This is a genomic window from Variovorax sp. 05N34 (assembly GCF_056397405.1).
This window is the reverse complement of the sequence record NZ_JBFTNI010000008.1, coordinates 1-16,654: the sequence shown is the minus strand read 5'-3', so window position 1 is coordinate 16,654 and position 16,654 is coordinate 1. Positions and strand designations below refer to the sequence as shown.

General features: G+C 65.7%; 13 protein-coding genes. 8 read left to right on the top strand and 5 right to left on the bottom strand.

The genetic code is table 11. The annotated features are described in order from the left end of the window. Positions 1-657, bottom strand: a complete 657-nt coding sequence (locus AC1DMA_RS21165; RefSeq protein WP_478125973.1) for a DsbA family protein — start codon at positions 655-657, stop codon at positions 1-3. 3 nt (positions 658-660) lie between these two features. Here AC1DMA_RS21165 and AC1DMA_RS21160 point away from each other — a divergent pair, with 3 nt between their 5' ends. Further along, on the top strand, positions 661-2,238 hold the full coding sequence (locus AC1DMA_RS21160; RefSeq protein ID WP_478145417.1) for a SidA/IucD/PvdA family monooxygenase: 1,578 nt from the start codon (positions 661-663) through the stop codon (positions 2,236-2,238). 316 nt (positions 2,239-2,554) lie between these two features. Continuing rightward, the gene (aqpZ, locus tag AC1DMA_RS21155) at positions 2,555-3,283 is read left to right on the top strand and encodes an aquaporin Z (protein ID WP_478125971.1); all 729 of its coding nucleotides are present in this window, start codon (positions 2,555-2,557) and stop codon (positions 3,281-3,283) included. Here aqpZ and AC1DMA_RS21150 read toward each other — a convergent pair. The 3 genes from AC1DMA_RS21150 to AC1DMA_RS21140 are packed head-to-tail and all read right to left on the bottom strand — an operon-like array spanning position 3,226 to position 7,865. Continuing rightward, the gene (locus AC1DMA_RS21150; protein WP_478145416.1) at positions 3,226-4,665 is read right to left on the bottom strand and encodes an acetyl-CoA carboxylase biotin carboxylase subunit; all 1,440 of its coding nucleotides are present in this window, start codon (positions 4,663-4,665) and stop codon (positions 3,226-3,228) included. The genes aqpZ and AC1DMA_RS21150 overlap by 58 nt on opposite strands. An 18-nt stretch (positions 4,666-4,683) precedes the next feature. Next, positions 4,684-6,240, bottom strand: coding sequence for an ABC transporter substrate-binding protein (locus AC1DMA_RS21145; RefSeq protein WP_478145415.1), 1,557 nt, complete (start codon positions 6,238-6,240; stop codon positions 4,684-4,686). Positions 6,241-6,293: 53 nt separating this feature from the next. Further along, positions 6,294-7,865 carry an ABC transporter substrate-binding protein gene (locus AC1DMA_RS21140; RefSeq protein ID WP_478145414.1) on the bottom strand — a complete coding sequence of 524 codons (1,572 nt, stop codon included), beginning with the start codon at positions 7,863-7,865 and terminating at the stop codon, positions 6,294-6,296. A 203-nt stretch (positions 7,866-8,068) separates the two neighbouring features. On the opposite strand from AC1DMA_RS21140, the gene AC1DMA_RS21135 reads away from it, so the two are divergent. After that, positions 8,069-9,604: an acyl-CoA carboxylase subunit beta gene (locus AC1DMA_RS21135; RefSeq protein ID WP_478145413.1), complete on the top strand. Its 1,536-nt coding sequence runs from the start codon at positions 8,069-8,071 to the stop codon at positions 9,602-9,604. Positions 9,605-9,614: 10 nt separating this feature from the next. Further along, positions 9,615-10,391, top strand: coding sequence for an enoyl-CoA hydratase/isomerase family protein (locus AC1DMA_RS21130; protein WP_478145412.1), 777 nt, complete (start codon positions 9,615-9,617; stop codon positions 10,389-10,391). 6 nt (positions 10,392-10,397) lie between these two features. Here AC1DMA_RS21130 and AC1DMA_RS21125 read toward each other — a convergent pair whose 3' ends face one another. Continuing rightward, complete coding sequence (locus AC1DMA_RS21125) at positions 10,398-10,628, bottom strand: biotin/lipoyl-binding carrier protein (protein ID WP_478125965.1); 231 nt, start codon at positions 10,626-10,628, stop codon at positions 10,398-10,400. Between the two features lie 235 nt (positions 10,629-10,863). Here AC1DMA_RS21125 and AC1DMA_RS21120 point away from each other — a divergent pair, with 235 nt between their 5' ends. The 4 genes from AC1DMA_RS21120 to AC1DMA_RS21105 form a co-directional block, all read left to right on the top strand. Next, a complete protein-coding gene (locus tag AC1DMA_RS21120; RefSeq protein ID WP_478145411.1) occupies positions 10,864-12,441 on the top strand; it encodes an FAD-dependent oxidoreductase in 1,578 nt (525 codons plus the stop codon). Positions 12,442-12,730: 289 nt separating this feature from the next. Further along, positions 12,731-13,504, top strand: a complete 774-nt coding sequence (locus AC1DMA_RS21115; protein ID WP_478145410.1) for an SDR family NAD(P)-dependent oxidoreductase — start codon at positions 12,731-12,733, stop codon at positions 13,502-13,504. Positions 13,505-13,590: 86 nt separating this feature from the next. After that, the gene (locus AC1DMA_RS21110; RefSeq protein WP_478145409.1) at positions 13,591-15,147 is read left to right on the top strand and encodes an ABC transporter substrate-binding protein; all 1,557 of its coding nucleotides are present in this window, start codon (positions 13,591-13,593) and stop codon (positions 15,145-15,147) included. Then, positions 15,138-16,654, top strand: a 1,517-nt coding sequence (locus AC1DMA_RS21105) for an AMP-binding protein (protein ID WP_478145408.1), incomplete at its 3' end; no start/stop codon positions are given. The genes AC1DMA_RS21110 and AC1DMA_RS21105, both read left to right, overlap by 10 nt.

The window sequence follows — 16,654 nt, the reverse complement described above, 5'->3', positions numbered from 1 at the left end:
CTAAACAACAGGACCCGAACCGCGCAGCCGATCCAGCGCACGGTCCAGGAACACGAGCCTGTCCTGGCCCCAGAAGCGCTCCTCGTGCAGGATGTATGTGGGCGCGCCGAAGACTCCCCTGTCGACGGCTTCAGCGCTGTTCGCCCGGTAAGTGGCCTGTGTCTCGGCCGTCTGCTCCAGCGCTTGCAACGCGGCGCCGTCGTAGCCGTTCTCGTCGGCCACCGCGATGCGCACCGCGGCGTCCGCGGTGTCGCGCTCTTCCGCCCACAGGGCACGCAGCAGCGCATGCGAAAGCGGCTGGGCGTCCAGGCCCTGCAACTGCGCCGCAATCACCATCCAGCCGGGGTACTTGTTCCAGTTGGGATCGCTCGCCTGCCCCTTCGGGTAGTGCGCGGGCTCAAGGTTGAGCGGCATGCCCAGGTGCTCGCGCCAGCGCGCAAGTTCAAGCGCGTGGTAAGTGCGCCGAGGTTCCGGCCGGGTCTTGAGCGGAATGCCGCCGGTCTGCGGGACCACCGCCTGGAAGTCGTAGGGCTTGAGCGTGAGCCGCACATGGTGTCGGCGGACGATGTCCTGAAGTTGCGGCCCTCCAAGGTAGGCCCAGGGAGAAGAGAGGCTGTAGTAGCAGTCGAGCGCGATCATGTTCTGGATTATCTTCACGCCATGGCCTCAGACGACTCTTTTTCCGACGCACGCTCCGGCGAACTTCCGCCGGTGCCGCTGCAATTCATCGCAAGTCCGCGCGACACCGCCGCGCTCGAGCGCCTCGCGGCCCAGGCACGCGCCGATCTCGAACGCATCAACGTGCCGCCGCCGGCATGGGTGCTTCCAGCGGAATCGTCCACTGCCGAGGCACCGATTCTCGACGTCCTGATTGCCGGCGCCGGAATGTGCGGCCAAACGGCTGCCTACGCGTTGCGCCGCGAAGGCGTCACGCGGGTACGCGTGATCGACCGCGCCCCGCGGGGCGAAGAAGGCCCGTGGGGCACCTACGCGCGCATGCTCACGCTGCGCAGCCCCAAGCACGTGGGCGGCCCCGAACTCGGCGTGCCCTCGCTCAGCTTTCGTGCATGGTACGAGGCGCAGCACGGCGAAGGCGGTTCGACGTCCAAAGAGGGCGTGCCCGGCTGGGAGGCGCTGCACAAGATCGGGCGTGTCGACTGGCGCGACTACCTGCTCTGGGTGCGCGAAACGGTCGGCCTTGCGGTGGAAAACGGCGTCTCGCTGCGCTCCGTGTCGCACACGCAGGACGGACGGGTGCTTGAAGTCGAAGTCGAAGACGCCCACGGCAGGCGCGAATCGGTGCGCACGCGGCAACTGGTACTGGCGCTGGGACGCGACGGCAGCGGCGCGGCGCGCTGGCCTGCGTTTCCTTCGTTGCAGCGTGACGATCCCTTCGCAGCCGGGCGCGTATTCCATTCCGCCGATACGATCGATTTCGCGGCTTTCGAAGGCCAACGCATCGGCGTGCTCGGCGCTGGGGCGTCGGCGTTCGACAACGCCGCCTGCGCGCTCGAAGCGGGTGCCGCAAAGGTGACACTCTTCGCGCGCCGCGCCCAACTGCCGCAAGTCAACAAGAGCAAGGCCGCATCCAGCCACGGCTTCCTGCGCGGCTTCGAGGGACTGGACGACGCGCGCAAGTGGCGCGTCTATACCTACATCTTCGACGAGCAAGTCCCGCCGCCCTGGGAAACGGTGCGCCGCTGCGATGCGCACGATGCCTTCGATCTGCGCCTCGGAACCCCGTGGGACGATGTCGCACCCGACGAGGACGGCGTGACGGTCACCCTGCCGAACGGCGGAATGGAGCGCTTCGACGCGGTAATCTTCGGCACCGGCTTCGACGTCGACCTGCTTGACCGGCCCGAAATCGCCGCGTACACATCGCAGATCGACACCTGGGCAAACCATGTTTCGGCGACCGAAGCCGAGCATCACCCCGAGCCGGCGCGTTTTCCGTACCTGGGCCCTGGCTTTGAACTGCGCAGTGCCGATCCGTCGAGCCCGCAAGCGGATGCGTTGGCGCGAATGCGCCTGTTCAACTGGGGCGCGACCATGAGCCATGGCGCACTGGCCGGCGATATTCCGGGCCTCGCCATCGGCGCGACGCGGCTGGCGCAGGCCATCGCGCGCGACCTGTTCGTGGAAGACGCCGACCGGCACTGGGAGCGCCTGCAAGCACACGATGAGCCCGAACTGATCGCGACACGCTGGTACGTACCAGGCACGCCGAACGAATGAGCCAGAGCCGCCCAGCGGCTTTCGTGACATTTGCGCGCGATCGGCGCTTCTTCTCGGCGAAGTCGGCGCCCCGCGCTCGTTATATTCCAGGCCCGGCTTGCGCTCCACGTAAGCCGTTTCGGAACCAGGAAGGACAAAAGAACGAATCACGCTTCAAGCGAGGGCAACGCCTGCCCTCCGCATCTCGGCGCACGCCACGGCCTGTCACGGCCACCCATGGCCAACGTGGCGCTGGCGCTTTTTCAAACGCAGTCAATTGCCGGTGATCAGCGCGTCTTCAGACGTGCGGTTGCCGGTCATGTTTTCGGGAGCTCTCATGAACAACAACAATTTCAAAATCTGGTCGGCCGAATTCCTCGGCACCTTCTGGCTCACCTTCGGCGGTTGCGGCAGCGCAGTCCTCGCCGCGGCCTTCCCTGACCTGGGCATCGGCTTTCTCGGGGTGTCGGTCGCATTCGGGCTGACTGTGATCACCGGCGCCTATGCGTTCGGGCCGATCTCGGGCGGCCACTTCAATCCCGCCGTCTCGCTCGGCCTGGTGGCGGCCGGCCGCATGCCCGCCAGCCAGCTTGCGGGTTACGTGGTCTCCCAGGTGGCGGGCGCATGCTTTGCCGCGGGCGTCCTCTACCTCATCGCCTCGGGGAAGCCCGACGCCGACCTGGGCGGATTTGCGGCCAACGGTTTTGGCGAGCACTCGCCAGGGCAATACGGCATGGCGGCCGCGTTGCTCTGCGAAGTCGTGCTGACGGCCGTGTTCCTGATCGTGATTCTCTGCGCGACCGCCAAGCGCGCGGCGCCGGGCTTCGCAGGCCTGACGATCGGACTCTGCCTCACGCTCATTCACCTGGTTTCCATTCCTGTGACCAACACGTCGGTCAATCCGGCGCGCAGCACCGGCCCGGCTTTGTTCGCGCCGGCATGGGCGGTGGATCAGCTTTGGATGTTCTGGGTCGCTCCGCTCGTCGGCGCGCTTGTCGGTGCGGTGATCTACAGATTGGCACTGGCCGAAGCGCGGACGGAAGCACCGGCAATACGGGCCGCCTGAAGCTGGCTCGATCGTTCACCGTGTAGGGCGCCATGCAGTTCGGCCAGGAGCCCGGTGTGCACGTCGCCTTCGCGAAATCTCGGATGCGCGAGCACGGCATCGAGATAGCCCAGGTTGCTGGTGAGCCCGCTCAGGCGGACTGAAGCCAGCGCCGAGCGGAGCTTGTCGATCGCTGTCAGCCTGTCGGCGGCGTGGGCCAGCACCTTCATCACCAACGGGTCGTAGTAAGGCGTCATGACGTTGCCCTGCCGATAGCCGCAGTCGATGCGCACGCCCGCCATGGCCGGCAGCACCAGTTCGGTCAGCGGTCCCGGGCTGGGCATGAAGTTCCTGGCCGGATTCTCGGCATACACACGGGCTTCGACCACGTGGCCCTCGGCGCGGATGTTCTCCTGGGCGAGTTCGGCATGGAGCACCTCGCCCATCGCCAGCCGCAACTGCGCACCCACGAGGTCCACACCTGTGAGCATCTCCGTCGCCGCATGCTCGACCTGGATGCGGGTGTTCATTTCCAGAAAGAAGAATTCGCCGGTCACCGTGTCGAAGAGAAACTCGACCGTGCCCGCGCCTTCGTAGCGGCACGATGCAGCCAGGCCGATCGCGGCCTGCGCCATCTTGCGGCGAATCTCGTCGGCGATCAGCGGCGCACCGGCTTCTTCCAGGACTTTCTGGTGGCGCCGCTGCATCGAGCAATCTCGATCGAACAGGTGCACGGCGGTGCCGTCGCCGAAGCCGAAGACCTGCACTTCGACGTGGCGCGCGCGCTGAACGACGCGCTCCAGGTACACCGCGCCATCGGCGAAGGCCTTGTGCGCCAAGCTGCTGGCCGTGCGCACCGAAGCCACGAGTTCGTCCGGCTGCGTGACCAGGCGCATCCCGATGCCGCCACCGCCGGCCGCCGCCTTGACGAACAGCGGAAACCCCGTCGCGGCACCGGCGGCGTGCAGCGCCGGTTCGTCGGTCGGGTCGAGCTTTCCGGTGCCGGGCAGCACCGGGACACCGGCGCGGACAGCGGATTGCCGCGCCTGTTCCTTGTCGCCCATCAGCGCGATGACTTCGGGCCTCGGGCCGACGAAACGGACGCCCGCTTCCTGGCATGCGCGGGCGAATGACGCGCTCTCGGCCAGGAAGCCGTAGCCGGGATGCAGAAGCGTCGCGCCGGTGCGCCGGGCGACCTCCAGGATCACATCCTTGCGCAGATAGCTTTCCGAAGCGCGCGCCGGTCCGATCGCGACCGCCTCGTCGGCCATCTCGACGTGCGGCAGGTCCCGGTCGACCTCGGAGTGGATCGCGACCGTTCGAAGCGACAGTTTCCGCGCCGCGCGAATCACGCGGCAGGCGATCTCGCCGCGATTGGCGATGAGCAGTGTGGGCTTGGTCATTCGGTCGCCTTCCCCTTCCTATCGCCAGGCCACCTTGCGGAAATCCAGGAATCCCGAACCTTCCTGAACCTGCCAGTACAGGTCCTTCTTCTTTGCGAAGACATTGAACAACTCGGTCACGAGCAGCGCCGAAGCATCGTCGTGCAGCGCGCGGCCGATCTTGCGGAAGAGCGCGCCGCGCGCTTCGGCGCCGGTCGTGCTGTCGAGTTCGGTGATCAGCTTCTCGACTTCGGGGTTGTAGTAGTCGGACCAGGTGCCGTTCTTGGAGAACGAGCCCGCCACGGGATGGATCGGATCGTAGATGGCGTTGGTGAACTGCGTGGTCGTCATCGGACCCGACTTGTGCGTGTTGTTGAGCCGGCTCCAGGCCGCATAGTCGATGCGGTTGATCTTGACGCGCACGCCGACTTGCCCGAGATAGGCCGCCACCGCTTCGGCAAACTCCTTGGGCGTGCCGACGGCATCGTTGAGTTCAATGTCGAAGCCGTTCGGATAGCCAGCCTGCTTGAGCAGCGCCCGCGCCTTCGCTGGGTCGTAGGCATAGGGCGCGATGTCGGGGCTGCTGCCGTAGGGAAAGTACTTCGAGATGAAGGTTCCCATCGGCGCGCCGACGCCATGGAAGACGCCCTTGATGATCGCGTTGGCATCCACCGCATGGTTGAGGGCCTTGCGCACCTCGACCTTGGACAGCGGCGTGCCCGGCACGTTCGAATAGAGGCGCACGTGCATCGGCGAGGACACCGGATTGGTGATGACGCTCAACGCCGGGTCCTTGCGCAGGCGCTCGACGTCCGACAGCGGCACCATCGAAGCCACATCGACCTCGCCGGTGAGGATGGCGTTGACGCGGCTGGCCGGCTCCGGAATATAGGTAAAGGTCAGCGTCTTGATCCCGGGCTTCTCGCCGTAGAAGTCGTCGAAGCGCTCCAATTCCAGGTACTGGCCGATCTTGTTTTCCTTCACTCGGAAGGGACCAGTCCCGATGGGGGCTGCCGCGAAGGCTTCGGCATTCGGCAGCTTCGACGTGTAGTTCTTGCCGACGATGAAGAGGAAGCCGGCGATCTTGTTCATGAAGGCGCCGTCCGGCTGCTTCAGCTTGATGACGACAGTCTGCGCATCGGGTGTCTCGATGCTGTCGACCACCGGCGCGAAGTAGGGCCGGCGCGTGCTCTTCGATGCCGGGTCGATGATCCGCTCGATCGAGTATTTCACGTCGGCCGAGCTGAAGATGTCGCCGTTGTGGAACTTGATGCCCTTGCGCAGCGTGAAGGTGTAGGTCAGGCCGTCGGGCGAGATCTTGTAGGCGTCGGCCATGCGCGGAACGATGTTGCCCTTGGGGTCGAAGCCGTAGAGCGTGTCGTAGATCTGCATGGCGTAGCGCTGCGAGTCGCCGCTGGCAGTGATCTGCGCGTCCAGGTTCTGGATTTCCTTGTCGAGCGCGACGACCAGCGTTTCCTTGTTCACGGCCGGTGCGGTCTTGCTGGCCGCCATGGCGCCAAAGGCCGGCGCCAGAAGGGCCAGCGCGGCGCCGGCCAGGAAGCGGCCGATGCGCGCCCGCGATGTCGATCGGTTCATGCGTAATGCTCCTGTGTGAGGAATGGATGAATGGGGGTGGCCGCGCGATGCCGTCACTGCCATGCGACGCGGCGGAAGTTCAGGAAGCCCGATCCCTGCTGGACCTGCCATTGCAGGTTCTTCTTGCGGCCATAGACGTAGAACTGCTCGGAGACATTGACCGATGCCGCGTCCTCGTGGAGGAGCCGTCCGATCTTGCGGAAGATGGCGCCGCGCGCCTCGGGCCCCAGGGTGCCTTCGAGCTGCCCGATGAGCGCCTCGACCTCGGGGTTGTAGTAGTCCGACCAGGTGCCTTCCTTCGAGAAGGTGCCGACGATCGGATGCACCGGGTCGTAGATCACGTTCGAGAAGATGGTGACCGTCGCCGGGCCGGCCTTGTGCGTGTTGTTGAGGCGGATGAATGCCGGATAGTCCATGCGCACCAGTTCCGTCCGTACGCCGACCTGGGTCCAGTAAGCGGCGATGGCTTCGGCGAATTCCTTCGGCTGGTCGGTACCGTTGTAGAGCTTGACGTCGATGCCGTTCGCGTAGCCCGCCTTGCGCAGCAGCTCGCGGGCCTTGGCCGGGTCGTACGGATAGGGCTTCAGGTCGGGATCGGCGCCGTACGGGTAGTAGCGTGAGATGAAGGACGCCATCGGGCTGCCGACGCCGTGCAGAACACCTTTGATGATCGCGTCGTTGTCGACCGCGTAGTTCAGCGCGCGGCGCACATCGCGATTCGCGAAGGGATGGCCGGCCACGTTCGAATAGAGCCGCACGTGCAGCGGGCCGCCGTTCGGATTCGTGACGACCTCCAGTCGCTTGTCGGCCTTCAGGCGGCTGGCGTCCTGGAGGGGAAGCACGGTCGCCAGGTCGATCTCGCCATTCACGAGCGCGTTGACGCGGCTGGCCGCCTCAGGGATGAAGCGCAGCACCAACCGCTTCACGCCGGGCATCTCGCCGGCATCCTTGCCCCAGTAGCCATCGAAGCGCTCGAGTTCGAGGTACTGGCCGACCTTGAATTCCTTGACGCGGAAGGGCCCGGAGCCGATGGGTGCGGCGGCGAATGCCTCCGGGGTTCCAAGACGCGTGGTGTAGTCCTTGGGAACGATGAAGAGAAAGCCGGCCACCTTGTTGAGGAAGGCGCCGTCGGGCTGCTTGAGCACGATCGTGACGGCGTTGCCGCTGGCATCCACACGCTCTACCACCGGCGCGAAATAGACGCGGCGCGTGCTCTTGGTGGCCGGGTCGAGGATGCGCTCCAGCGAGTACTTCACGTCCTGCGCCGTCAGCGCATCGCCGTTCTGGAAGCGGAGCCCTGGTCGCAGGGTGAATGTGTAGCTCTTCTGGTCGGGCGCCACCTTCACCGCGCTGGCCATGCGCGGAACGAGATTCCCGACCTGATCGAAGCCATAGAGCGTGTCGTAGACCTGCCATGCATAAAGCAGCGAATCGCCGGTGGAGGTGACCTGGGCATCGAGGTTGCTGATCGATTTCTCGAGGCCGACCACCAGCGTGTCGCGATCGATGGCCGGTTCGTACTCGGCAGCGGCACCGCCGCCCGTCAGCCCGAGCAACAGTGCGGCTCCGAACATCCATCCGGTGACCCACGCGCGCATGCGCCCATGACGAGTCGCTGTGATCATTCACTGTCTCCTTCTAGGTCCACTAAGTGGACTTATAAAGTCTATGATGGCTTGAATCGGCGCTGTTCATGACAAGGGGCCTGACCCTAAAATCTTGTCCGCACGATGTCAATCACTGGAATACCCTCTGATCTCACACCGTTCAGGCCTATATGGTGCCTCAGCCGCATAGTCGGAAAGCAAATATCAATATATGGAAATCCATGGATAAGAGTGTTCTAGACGAACTGAGCGCGCGGCGCCGCGAAGCCCAGGAAACCCGCCCCGAGGCGCTCGAAAAGCTGCATGCGCTCGGCAAGCTCTGTGCGCGCGAGCGCATCGATGCCCTGCTCGATGCGGGCAGCTTTGTCGAGATGGGCCTGCTCGGCCGCAGTGGCCACCCGGCGTTGCGCGATCGCACGCCGGCCGATGGCGTCGTGGTCGGCCACGGCACGATCGATGGGCGCGTGGTGTATGTGGCCGCGGACGATGCGGCGGTCATCGGCGGCACGCGAGGCAGGGTGGGCGAAGTCAAGATCAGCCGCATCCGCGCGGCTGCGCTCGCCCACCGCGCACCGTTCATTGCGCTGATGGAGGCCGGTGCGGCACGCACTCAGGAAACGTTCGGCGCGATGGCGGCCGGTGTCGGGTCGCGCTTCGGCGACCACTTCCGCATGTCGGGGCGTGTGCCCCAGGTCGCGGCCGCGCTGGGCTCGGCGTTCGGCGGACCCTCGTTCACTGCGGCGCAATCGGACTTCGTGACGCTGGCGCGCGGCACCGGCTTTCTCGGCATGTCGGGTCCGCTGGTGGTCAAGGTCGGCACCGGCGAAGTCGTGACCAGTGACGAGATCGGCGGCGCTGAGATGTCGAGCGAGGTCACGGGCCTGGCCGATCACGTCGGCGAAACGGAGCGGGAGAGCCTGGCGGCCATCCGCACTTTTCTATCCTTTCTTCCGAGCCATTGCGATGAGTTGCCGCCAGTCGCCCCGCCGCGGCCCGCGGCGCTGGACACGCCCGAAGGCCGCGAGCGTCTTCGCGCGTTGATCCCGGACCTCGGTCGCCAGGCCTACGACATGCGCAAGGTGCTGGCGCTCATCGTCGATGGCGGCGAGCTCTTCCAGCTGCGCCCGCGCTACGGCGGCAACCTGATCACCGCCTTCGGCCGCATCGAGGGCGAGCCTGTCGGCTTCGTTGCCTCCAACCCCATCGTGCGCGGCGGCGTGCTCGACGAGAAGACCGCGCGCAAAGCACGCAAATTCATCGAGCTGTGCGACGCCTTCCATGTGCCGCTTGTCTTCATCACCGACGCGCCGGGCTTTCTGGTCGGGCCGGCCATCGAGCGCCAGGGCATGGTCGCCCTCGCAGGGCGCTTGCTCAACGTCGTCTGCGCGGCGTCAGTGCCGAAGATCACGATCGTCGCGCGTAAGGCGATCGGGCTGGCCTACCTCGCGCTCTGCGGGCGGGTGATGAACCCCGACACGCTGGTGGCCTGGCCCATGGCGCATTTCGACGTTATGGGCCCCGAAGCCGGCGTCGAGCTGACGCACGGCAAGGACATCGCCGCGGCCGAGGATCCCGTGCAGCGGCGCGCCGAAATCATGCAGAAACTCGAAGTCGAATCGAGCGCCTACGAGGCTGCCGCCATGGGGCTGATCGATGACGTCATCGACCCCGGCGAAACCCGCGAGGTCATCATTCGCTCGCTTGCCAAAGTCAAGGCCGCCCGCACGCCGGGCTTCAAGCATCGCATCGATCCCTGACGGACGAACCATGAGCATCGACATCGAGGTCCGCGACGGCATCGCCACGGTGCGCCTCAATCGACCGGAGGCGCTCAACGCGATCGACAGCCGGATGCGCCGCGACATCCAGGCCGCATGGCGGCAGCTGGCCGCCGACGACCACGTCCAGGTCGTCATCGTCACCGGCGTCGGCGATCGGGCGTTTTCTGCGGGAGCGGACCTCAAGGATGCGGCGCAACCAGCGCAGTCGTTTGCCGGCGAGGCTTTCGGTGATGCGAGCAACGGCTCGCTGACCCACGGCATCGAGATGCACAAGCCGTTGATCTGCGCCTTCAACGGGCTGGCGTTCGGCGGCGGCCTGGAGATCGGCCTCGCCTGCGACATCCGCATCGCGGCCGAGGGTGCGCGCTTCGCGTTGCCCGAGGTGCGCGTCGGAACACTGCCGGGCTCGGGCGGCACGCAGCGCCTGCCCCGCTTGATCGGCCGCTCGGACGCCATGCTGATGCTGCTCACAGGCGATTCGGTCGATGCCGCCGAGGCGCTGCGGATCGGCCTGGTGAGCAAAGTCGTTCCGGCCGCGCAATTGCAGCAGGCCGCGGAATCGATCGCACTGCGCATCGCGGCCAATGCGCCCCTGGCGGTGCGCGCCGTGAAGCGGCTCGTGCTGAGCGGGCTCGACCTGCCGTTGCCGCAGGCGCTCGAGTCCGAGCGCTTGACCTGGGGCTTGCTGCGCGATACGGAGGATCGCCGCGAAGGCCGTGCGGCGTTCGCGGCGCGGCGAAAGCCCGTCTATCGCGGCCGCTAGGCTGGATCAGCCGGCGCTGGTCTCGATGGTGAGCAGCAGGTCGCCTTCGTTGACCATGTCGCCTTCGGTGACGTGGATCGAAGCGACACGGCCGGGCCGGGGCGTGCCCACCGGGATTTCCATCTTCATCGACTCCAGGATCGCGAGGGTGTCGTCTTCGCCGACCTGGCTGCCCACTTCGACCGAGACCTTGCAGACCGTGCCTGCCATGTCGGACGTGATCTTGATCGATGCCATTTCTGATGTCTCCAAAGATGGAATGTTTGAGCAAATGAAAACTATGTGGAATCGCCAGAATCACTCCGACCAGCGTTGAAGAACTATAACCCGACACGGGTTATCGCGGGATGAAGTTGGCTTCTCCATTGGCAGAATCGCGCATTTTCGAGCAAGATGTTGTTTATCCAATCTCGCTGAAGTCGAGATCGATGAAGACATTCGCATTCGAATACTCAAATCACAGGACCACATAATGGAATCACCAAATGAGCTTCGCGACAGGGCCCGATCGTTCGACCTGATCGTCGTGGGGTATGGCGCGGCCGGCGCGGTTTGCGCGATCGAGGCAGCACGCGCAGGCGCGCACGTGCTGCTGATCGAGAAGATGGCCGATCCCGGCGGCATATCGATCCTCTCGGCGGGCGGCATCCGCGTCTGCGACGACCCACAGGAGGGATTTCGATACCTGCAGCACACCTGCGGCGGTCGCACGCCGGACGACGTGTTGCGCACGCTGGCAGAGGGAATGGCGGAGATGCCGGAGTACCTTCGCGATCTCGCTCGCATCAACGGCGCGCGGGTGAAGGTGGAACCCGCCGTCGGCAACTATCCCTTCCCCGGGTGCGATTCGCTCGGCTATGCCGAAATCGAATCGATCCCCGGCTTCGGCGAGCCCGGCGGACCGGAGGCCGACGGCTACCTGGCCGCGCGCCCGCTTCGGCCCGGCTGCTTCCTGTTCAAGGTGCTGGCCGACCAGGTCGACCATCACGCGGCGGCCGGGCGCATCGAGGTCTGGTTGTCCACGTCCGTGGAGCGTCTGCTCCAGGATGCGCAGGGCCGTGTGTTGGGCGTTGCGGCACGGCGCGACGGCGAAGCGGTGCGTGTGCGGGCTCGGCGCGGCGTCGTCCTCGCCTGCGGCGGCTTCGAGGCCGACGAGGAGATGAAGCGCCAATACCTCGTGTCGACGCCGGTGCTGACCGGCAGCTTCAGGGGCAACACCGGCGACGGCATCCGGATGGCGCAGGCGGCGAATGCGGCGCTCTGGCACATGTGGCATTGCCACGGCCCCTACGGCATGCGGCATCCGGATCCGGACTTTCCGTTCGGGCTCTACGTCAAGCTGCTGCCCATGTGGACGCCGGAGCGCAAGGGACGCCCGCTGCCCCGGATGGCCTGGATCATCGTGGACCAGAAGGCACGGCGCTATGTCGACGAATACCCGCCGTACATGTCGGACACCGGTGTGCGGCAGTTCGACCATTTCGACCCCGCGACCGGCCGCCATACGCGCCTGCCGTCATTCCTGCTGTTCGACGAGGCGGGCCGCAAGCTCTATCCGATGGGCCGCTCGATCACCAATGACCGCGAGGCCTACTACGAGTGGAGCGCCGACAACCTGCGCGAAGTCGACAACGGCATCCTGGTGCGCGCGGACACGCTGGAGGAACTCGCTGCGCAGCTCGGGCTCGACGCCGCCGCGCTGATTGCCACGGTCGAACGCTGGAACGCCAATGTGGCGGCGGGCGCCGATCGCGACTTCGGCCGGCGACCCGAAACCATGATGAACCTCGCCACACCTCCCTTCTATGCCGCGAAGCTCTGGCCGGTCGTCATCAACACGCAAGGGGGCCCCGTGCACGACGCCAGCCAGCGCGTGCTCGATCCCTTCGGGCAACCCGTGCGCCGGCTTTACGCCGCCGGCGAACTCGGCAGCGTGTTCGGCCACGTCTACATGGCCGGCGGGAATCTGGCCGAGTGCTTCGTCGGAGGCCGAAACGCGGCGCGTGCGGTCTTGCAAGAGCCGCTCGTCGACGACGTTTTGTACAACTGAATTTGCACTGTTCCACATAGTAGATGCTTAAAAAGCGCTCGGAATCCAGACGGAATACAGGCCGCGCCGAGTGCTCATCTCCCCCGATCTTCAGGGATATTTCCCCAATGAACCGTGCAGTTCGAGGCAGGTCGAAGCCGGTGGCAGTTTCGCTGCCCGCGATCAGCCTTTTTTTGAGGCTCCGGAAAACTACCTATCGATATCTGAATTTCATATATTGACACTCCAAGATGCACCCGCCTAGACTCGTTCCGAAGCAAGCATCTGCATCGATCTGGAGACAAGATTCATGAGCAAGCGATTCGAAGGCAAGGTGGCCATCGTCACGGGCGGCGTCCGAGGCATCGGCCTCGCGACGGCCCAGGCCTTTGCCCAGGAAGGTGCGGCCGTCGCGGTCTGCGACCTGGCGCAAGATGCAGCGGTGAGCGCCGCCGCTGGCCTGACTGCCGACTACGGCGTGCGCGCCCTCGGCCTGGCCTGCGACGTGGCGGACGAAGCCCAGGTCGATGCCTTCGTCTCACGCGTGGTCGCCGAACTCGGCGGGTTGGACGTCCTCGTCAACAACGCCGGCATCACGCGCGACAACCTGCTTTTCAAGATGAGCGTGACCGACTGGGACCTCGTGATGGGAGTGCATCTGCGCGGCACATTTCTCTGCACGCGCGCGGCGCAACGCCACATGGTCGAGCAGCGCAGCGGCAAGATCGTCAATCTCTCGTCCACCTCGGCGCTCGGCAATCGCGGCCAGGCCAACTACTCGTCGGCCAAGGCCGGCCTGCAGGCCTTCACCCGCACCGCGGCCATCGAGCTCGGCCCCTACAACATCAACGTGAATGCGGTGGCGCCCGGTTTCGTCGACACCGAAATGACGCGCCAGACCGCCGCGCGCCGGGGCATCGATCCCGAGGAGTACATGAAGATGCGCGCCAAGAACATTGCGCTCGGCCGCGTCGGTGTGCCCAAGGACATCGCCAACGTCATCACCTTCCTCTGCAGCGAGGAAGCCTCTTTCGTCTCGGGCCAGATCCTCTACGTCAAGGGTGGTCCGGAGACGGTGCGCTGAAAACCTCCGTCCGCGCGCGGCCTTCGACGGCCGCCTGCTTTCTGTTCACGAAATAGCCATTGCGCCGTTGCGCCGGAAATCCATCCATGTCGTTTCCCGATTTCTCTTTCTCCCTACGCGCGGCAGCATGGGCTGCCGTGGCGGCTTCCTTCACCCTGATGGCGAGCCCGGCCCTTGCGATCGACGGCAAGCCCGCGGTGGACCGCGACACGGTGGTCTTCGGCATCGGCAAGGAGATCGGCAACCTCGACGGGCAGGTCGCCGCCACCGGCGATTCGCAGCGCTATGGCTTCCAGCTGTATGACACGCTCTATGCGTTCGACCTCAAGGGCAACCTGCAGCCGAGCGTCGCCACGGCGGTGAAGATCTCCGACGACGGGTTGACCTACACCTTCACCCTGCGCAAGGACGTGAAGTTCCACAACGGCGCGCCGCTCACCTCGAAGGACGTGAAGTACTCGATGGAGCGAATTCTCCAGCCGGAGATCAAGAGCACGCGCCGCCCCTACTTCGTGAACCTCATCGACAAGGTCGAGACTGCCGGCGATACGACGGTCGTCTTTCACCTCAAGCGTGCGGACGGCGCCTTCGTGAACAAGCTGGCGGGCTACCTGTTGCTGGTGCCCAAGGAGTACACCGAGTCGCTCCCGAATCCCGAAGCCTTTGCGCGTGCGCCGGTCGGCTCGGGGCCGTACAAGTTCGTGTCGCAGAAGATCGGACAGTCGGTCGAGCTGGAACGCTTCGACGGCTACTGGGGGCCGAAGCCGGGCATCAAGCGGCTGGTCTTCAAGCTGATCCCCGACGCGTCGAGCCGTGTCAACGCCATTGTCTCGGGTGAGGCCGACATCGTCGACTATGTGCCCACCGCCGATGCGCAGCGCTTGCGCGGCAATGCGGGCCTGATCGTGAAGCCGGTGCCGGTCGGCAGCCCGCTGGCGGTGCGGCTCTACTCGAACGTGCCCGGCACGCCCCTGTCCAAGCAGAAGGTGCGGCTGGCGCTCAACCATGCGCTGGACACCAACGCGATCATCAAGAACGTGCTTCACGGGATCGGCGCGCCGTTGGGCTCGTACATCTCGTCGTCCTATCCGTATGGCGCGGATCCCGCGCTCAAGCCCTACACCTACGACCCCGCGCTCGCCAAGCGCCTGCTGACCGAGGCCGGCTACCCGAAGGGGTTCGACAGCGAGCTGCTGTGCCCGAGCGACATCCCGAAGGATCTGTGCGAAGTGATCTCGGCGTACTGGTCGGCCATCGGCGTGCGCGCCAGCGTCAAGGTCATGGACTACACCGCATGGAGCCGTCTCAACAACACCCACAAGGGCGGGCCGATGTCGATGATGCAGTTCTCCAACGCCATCTACGACCCGATCCATCCGATCCTCGGCGCCGCCAGCAAGGACGGCTCCTGGTCGGACTACAGCAATCCCGAAGTGGAGAAGCTGATCGCAGAAGCCGATGCGGAGAGCGACCGCGCCAAGCGCGACCAGCTCTTCCGCAAGATCGGCCACGTGCTGCACGACGACGGACATGCCGTGCTGCTGACCGAGCTCTACTACACCTTTGCACAGGACGCCAAGCTCGAATGGGCCCCGCAGACCGGGAGCGGCTACTACAACCTGCGCAACGTGCGATGGAAGTGAGCGCAGTGATCGACAGCCCCTCCCTCGCGTGCGATGCCGCGCTGGAACAGCCCTGGCTCGGGCGTTCCTTCGCCGACGCGCTGGCCCATGGTGAAGCCGTGCACGGCGACCGCGAAGCGCTCGTCTATGGCAACGAGCGCTACAGCTTCGCACAGCTCGCCGCGCGGGTGCGCGCCTTTGCGCGCGGCCTGATCGAGCTTGGCGTGCAGCCGGCCGAGCACGTGGCCCTGTGGATGAGCGACCGGCCCGAATGGCTGGTCGCGCGCTGGGCTGTGCCGTTGATCGGCGCCGTGCTGGTGCCGGTGAACACGCGCTTTCGCGACAACGACGTCAGCTATGTGCTGGCGCAGTCCGACTGCGTGACGCTGATCATGCAGGACGAGGCGCGCGGCACCCGCTACTTCGACATCCTCGCCAAGGTCGTTCCGGACTACGAGACGCAGCCGCAGGGCGCATGGTCCACCAGCGCCCTGCCGGCGCTGCGCCGGGTCATCGCACTGTGCACCGCGTCACCGGCACCCGAAGGCATGCAGGGCTTCCAGGGCGTTGAAACGCTGGGCCGGCGCCGACTGGCCGAGGCCGATGCAAGCGACGGCATGGACGAGCGCCTGCGGGCTCGCGCCGCGGCAGTGCGCGGCTCGGACGTCGCACAGATCCTCTACACCTCGGGGACCACGTCATTCCCGAAGGGCGCCATGGTGTGCCATGGGCCTCTGCTGCAGAACAACTACTACGCCAGCACCTGCCTCGCGCTGACGCCGGCGGACCGCTACCTGTCATGCGTGCCGCTGTTCTCCGCGACCGGCACCTTCTACACGCTGGCGACCTGGTTCTCGGGCGCAACCATGGTGATCGTCGACCACTTCGAGCCGCGCCTGTTCTGCGAGACGGTGGAGCGCGAACGCATCACGCTGAGCTTCTTCGTCGAGACCATCGTGCAGGACCTGCGGGCCTTCGCGGACATCGGCCGCTATGACCTCTCCAGCCTGCGTACGGGCACCGGTGCGCCGCTGCCGACGGATTCCTTCCTGTGGCTCACGAACGTCATTGGCATACCGCAACTGGTGAGCGCCTACGGGATGTCCGAGACCTCCAATGCGGTGGTGCGCACGCGCTGCAGCGATCCGCTGGACAAGCGTGCCGGCACGAACGGTCGCCCGGTCGAGGGGGTTCGCATCCGCATTGCCGACGTGGAGACCAACCAGACGCTGCCCAGCGGCACGGTCGGGGAGATCTGCATCGCCGGGTACGTGCTCATGAAGGGCTACTACAAGCGCCCCGAAGAAGATGCGAAGGCTTTCGATGCCGAAGGCTGGCTGCACAGCGGCGATCTGGGCGAGTTGGATGCGGAGGGCTACCTCATCTATCGCGGGCGGGTCAAGGAAATGATCAAGCCCGGGGGCTTCAACGTGGCCACGCAGGAGATCGAGGTGTTCCTCAAGACCTACCCGGGCGTGCGCGAGGCCGTGGTGGTGGGCGTGCCGGACCGGCGCCTGGGCGAGGTGGG

Excerpts from the sequence above, each read along its gene's own strand:
- AC1DMA_RS21115 (WP_478145410.1), top strand. The coding sequence starts at position 12,731 with ATGAGCAAGCGATTCGAAGGCAAGGTGGCCATCGTCACGGGCGGCGTC.
- aqpZ (WP_478125971.1), top strand. The coding sequence starts at position 2,555 with ATGAACAACAACAATTTCAAAATCTGGTCGGCCGAATTCCTCGGCACC.
- AC1DMA_RS21120 (WP_478145411.1), top strand. The coding sequence starts at position 10,864 with ATGGAATCACCAAATGAGCTTCGCGACAGGGCCCGATCGTTCGACCTG.
- AC1DMA_RS21110 (WP_478145409.1), top strand. The coding sequence starts at position 13,591 with ATGTCGTTTCCCGATTTCTCTTTCTCCCTACGCGCGGCAGCATGGGCT.
- AC1DMA_RS21145 (WP_478145415.1), bottom strand. The coding sequence starts at position 6,240 with ATGAACCGATCGACATCGCGGGCGCGCATCGGCCGCTTCCTGGCCGGC.
- AC1DMA_RS21160 (WP_478145417.1), top strand. The coding sequence starts at position 661 with ATGGCCTCAGACGACTCTTTTTCCGACGCACGCTCCGGCGAACTTCCG.
- AC1DMA_RS21125 (WP_478125965.1), bottom strand. The coding sequence starts at position 10,628 with ATGGCATCGATCAAGATCACGTCCGACATGGCAGGCACGGTCTGCAAG.
- AC1DMA_RS21150 (WP_478145416.1), bottom strand. The coding sequence starts at position 4,665 with ATGACCAAGCCCACACTGCTCATCGCCAATCGCGGCGAGATCGCCTGC.
- AC1DMA_RS21130 (WP_478145412.1), top strand. The coding sequence starts at position 9,615 with ATGAGCATCGACATCGAGGTCCGCGACGGCATCGCCACGGTGCGCCTC.
- AC1DMA_RS21135 (WP_478145413.1), top strand. The coding sequence starts at position 8,069 with ATGGATAAGAGTGTTCTAGACGAACTGAGCGCGCGGCGCCGCGAAGCC.
- AC1DMA_RS21140 (WP_478145414.1), bottom strand. The coding sequence starts at position 7,865 with ATGATCACAGCGACTCGTCATGGGCGCATGCGCGCGTGGGTCACCGGA.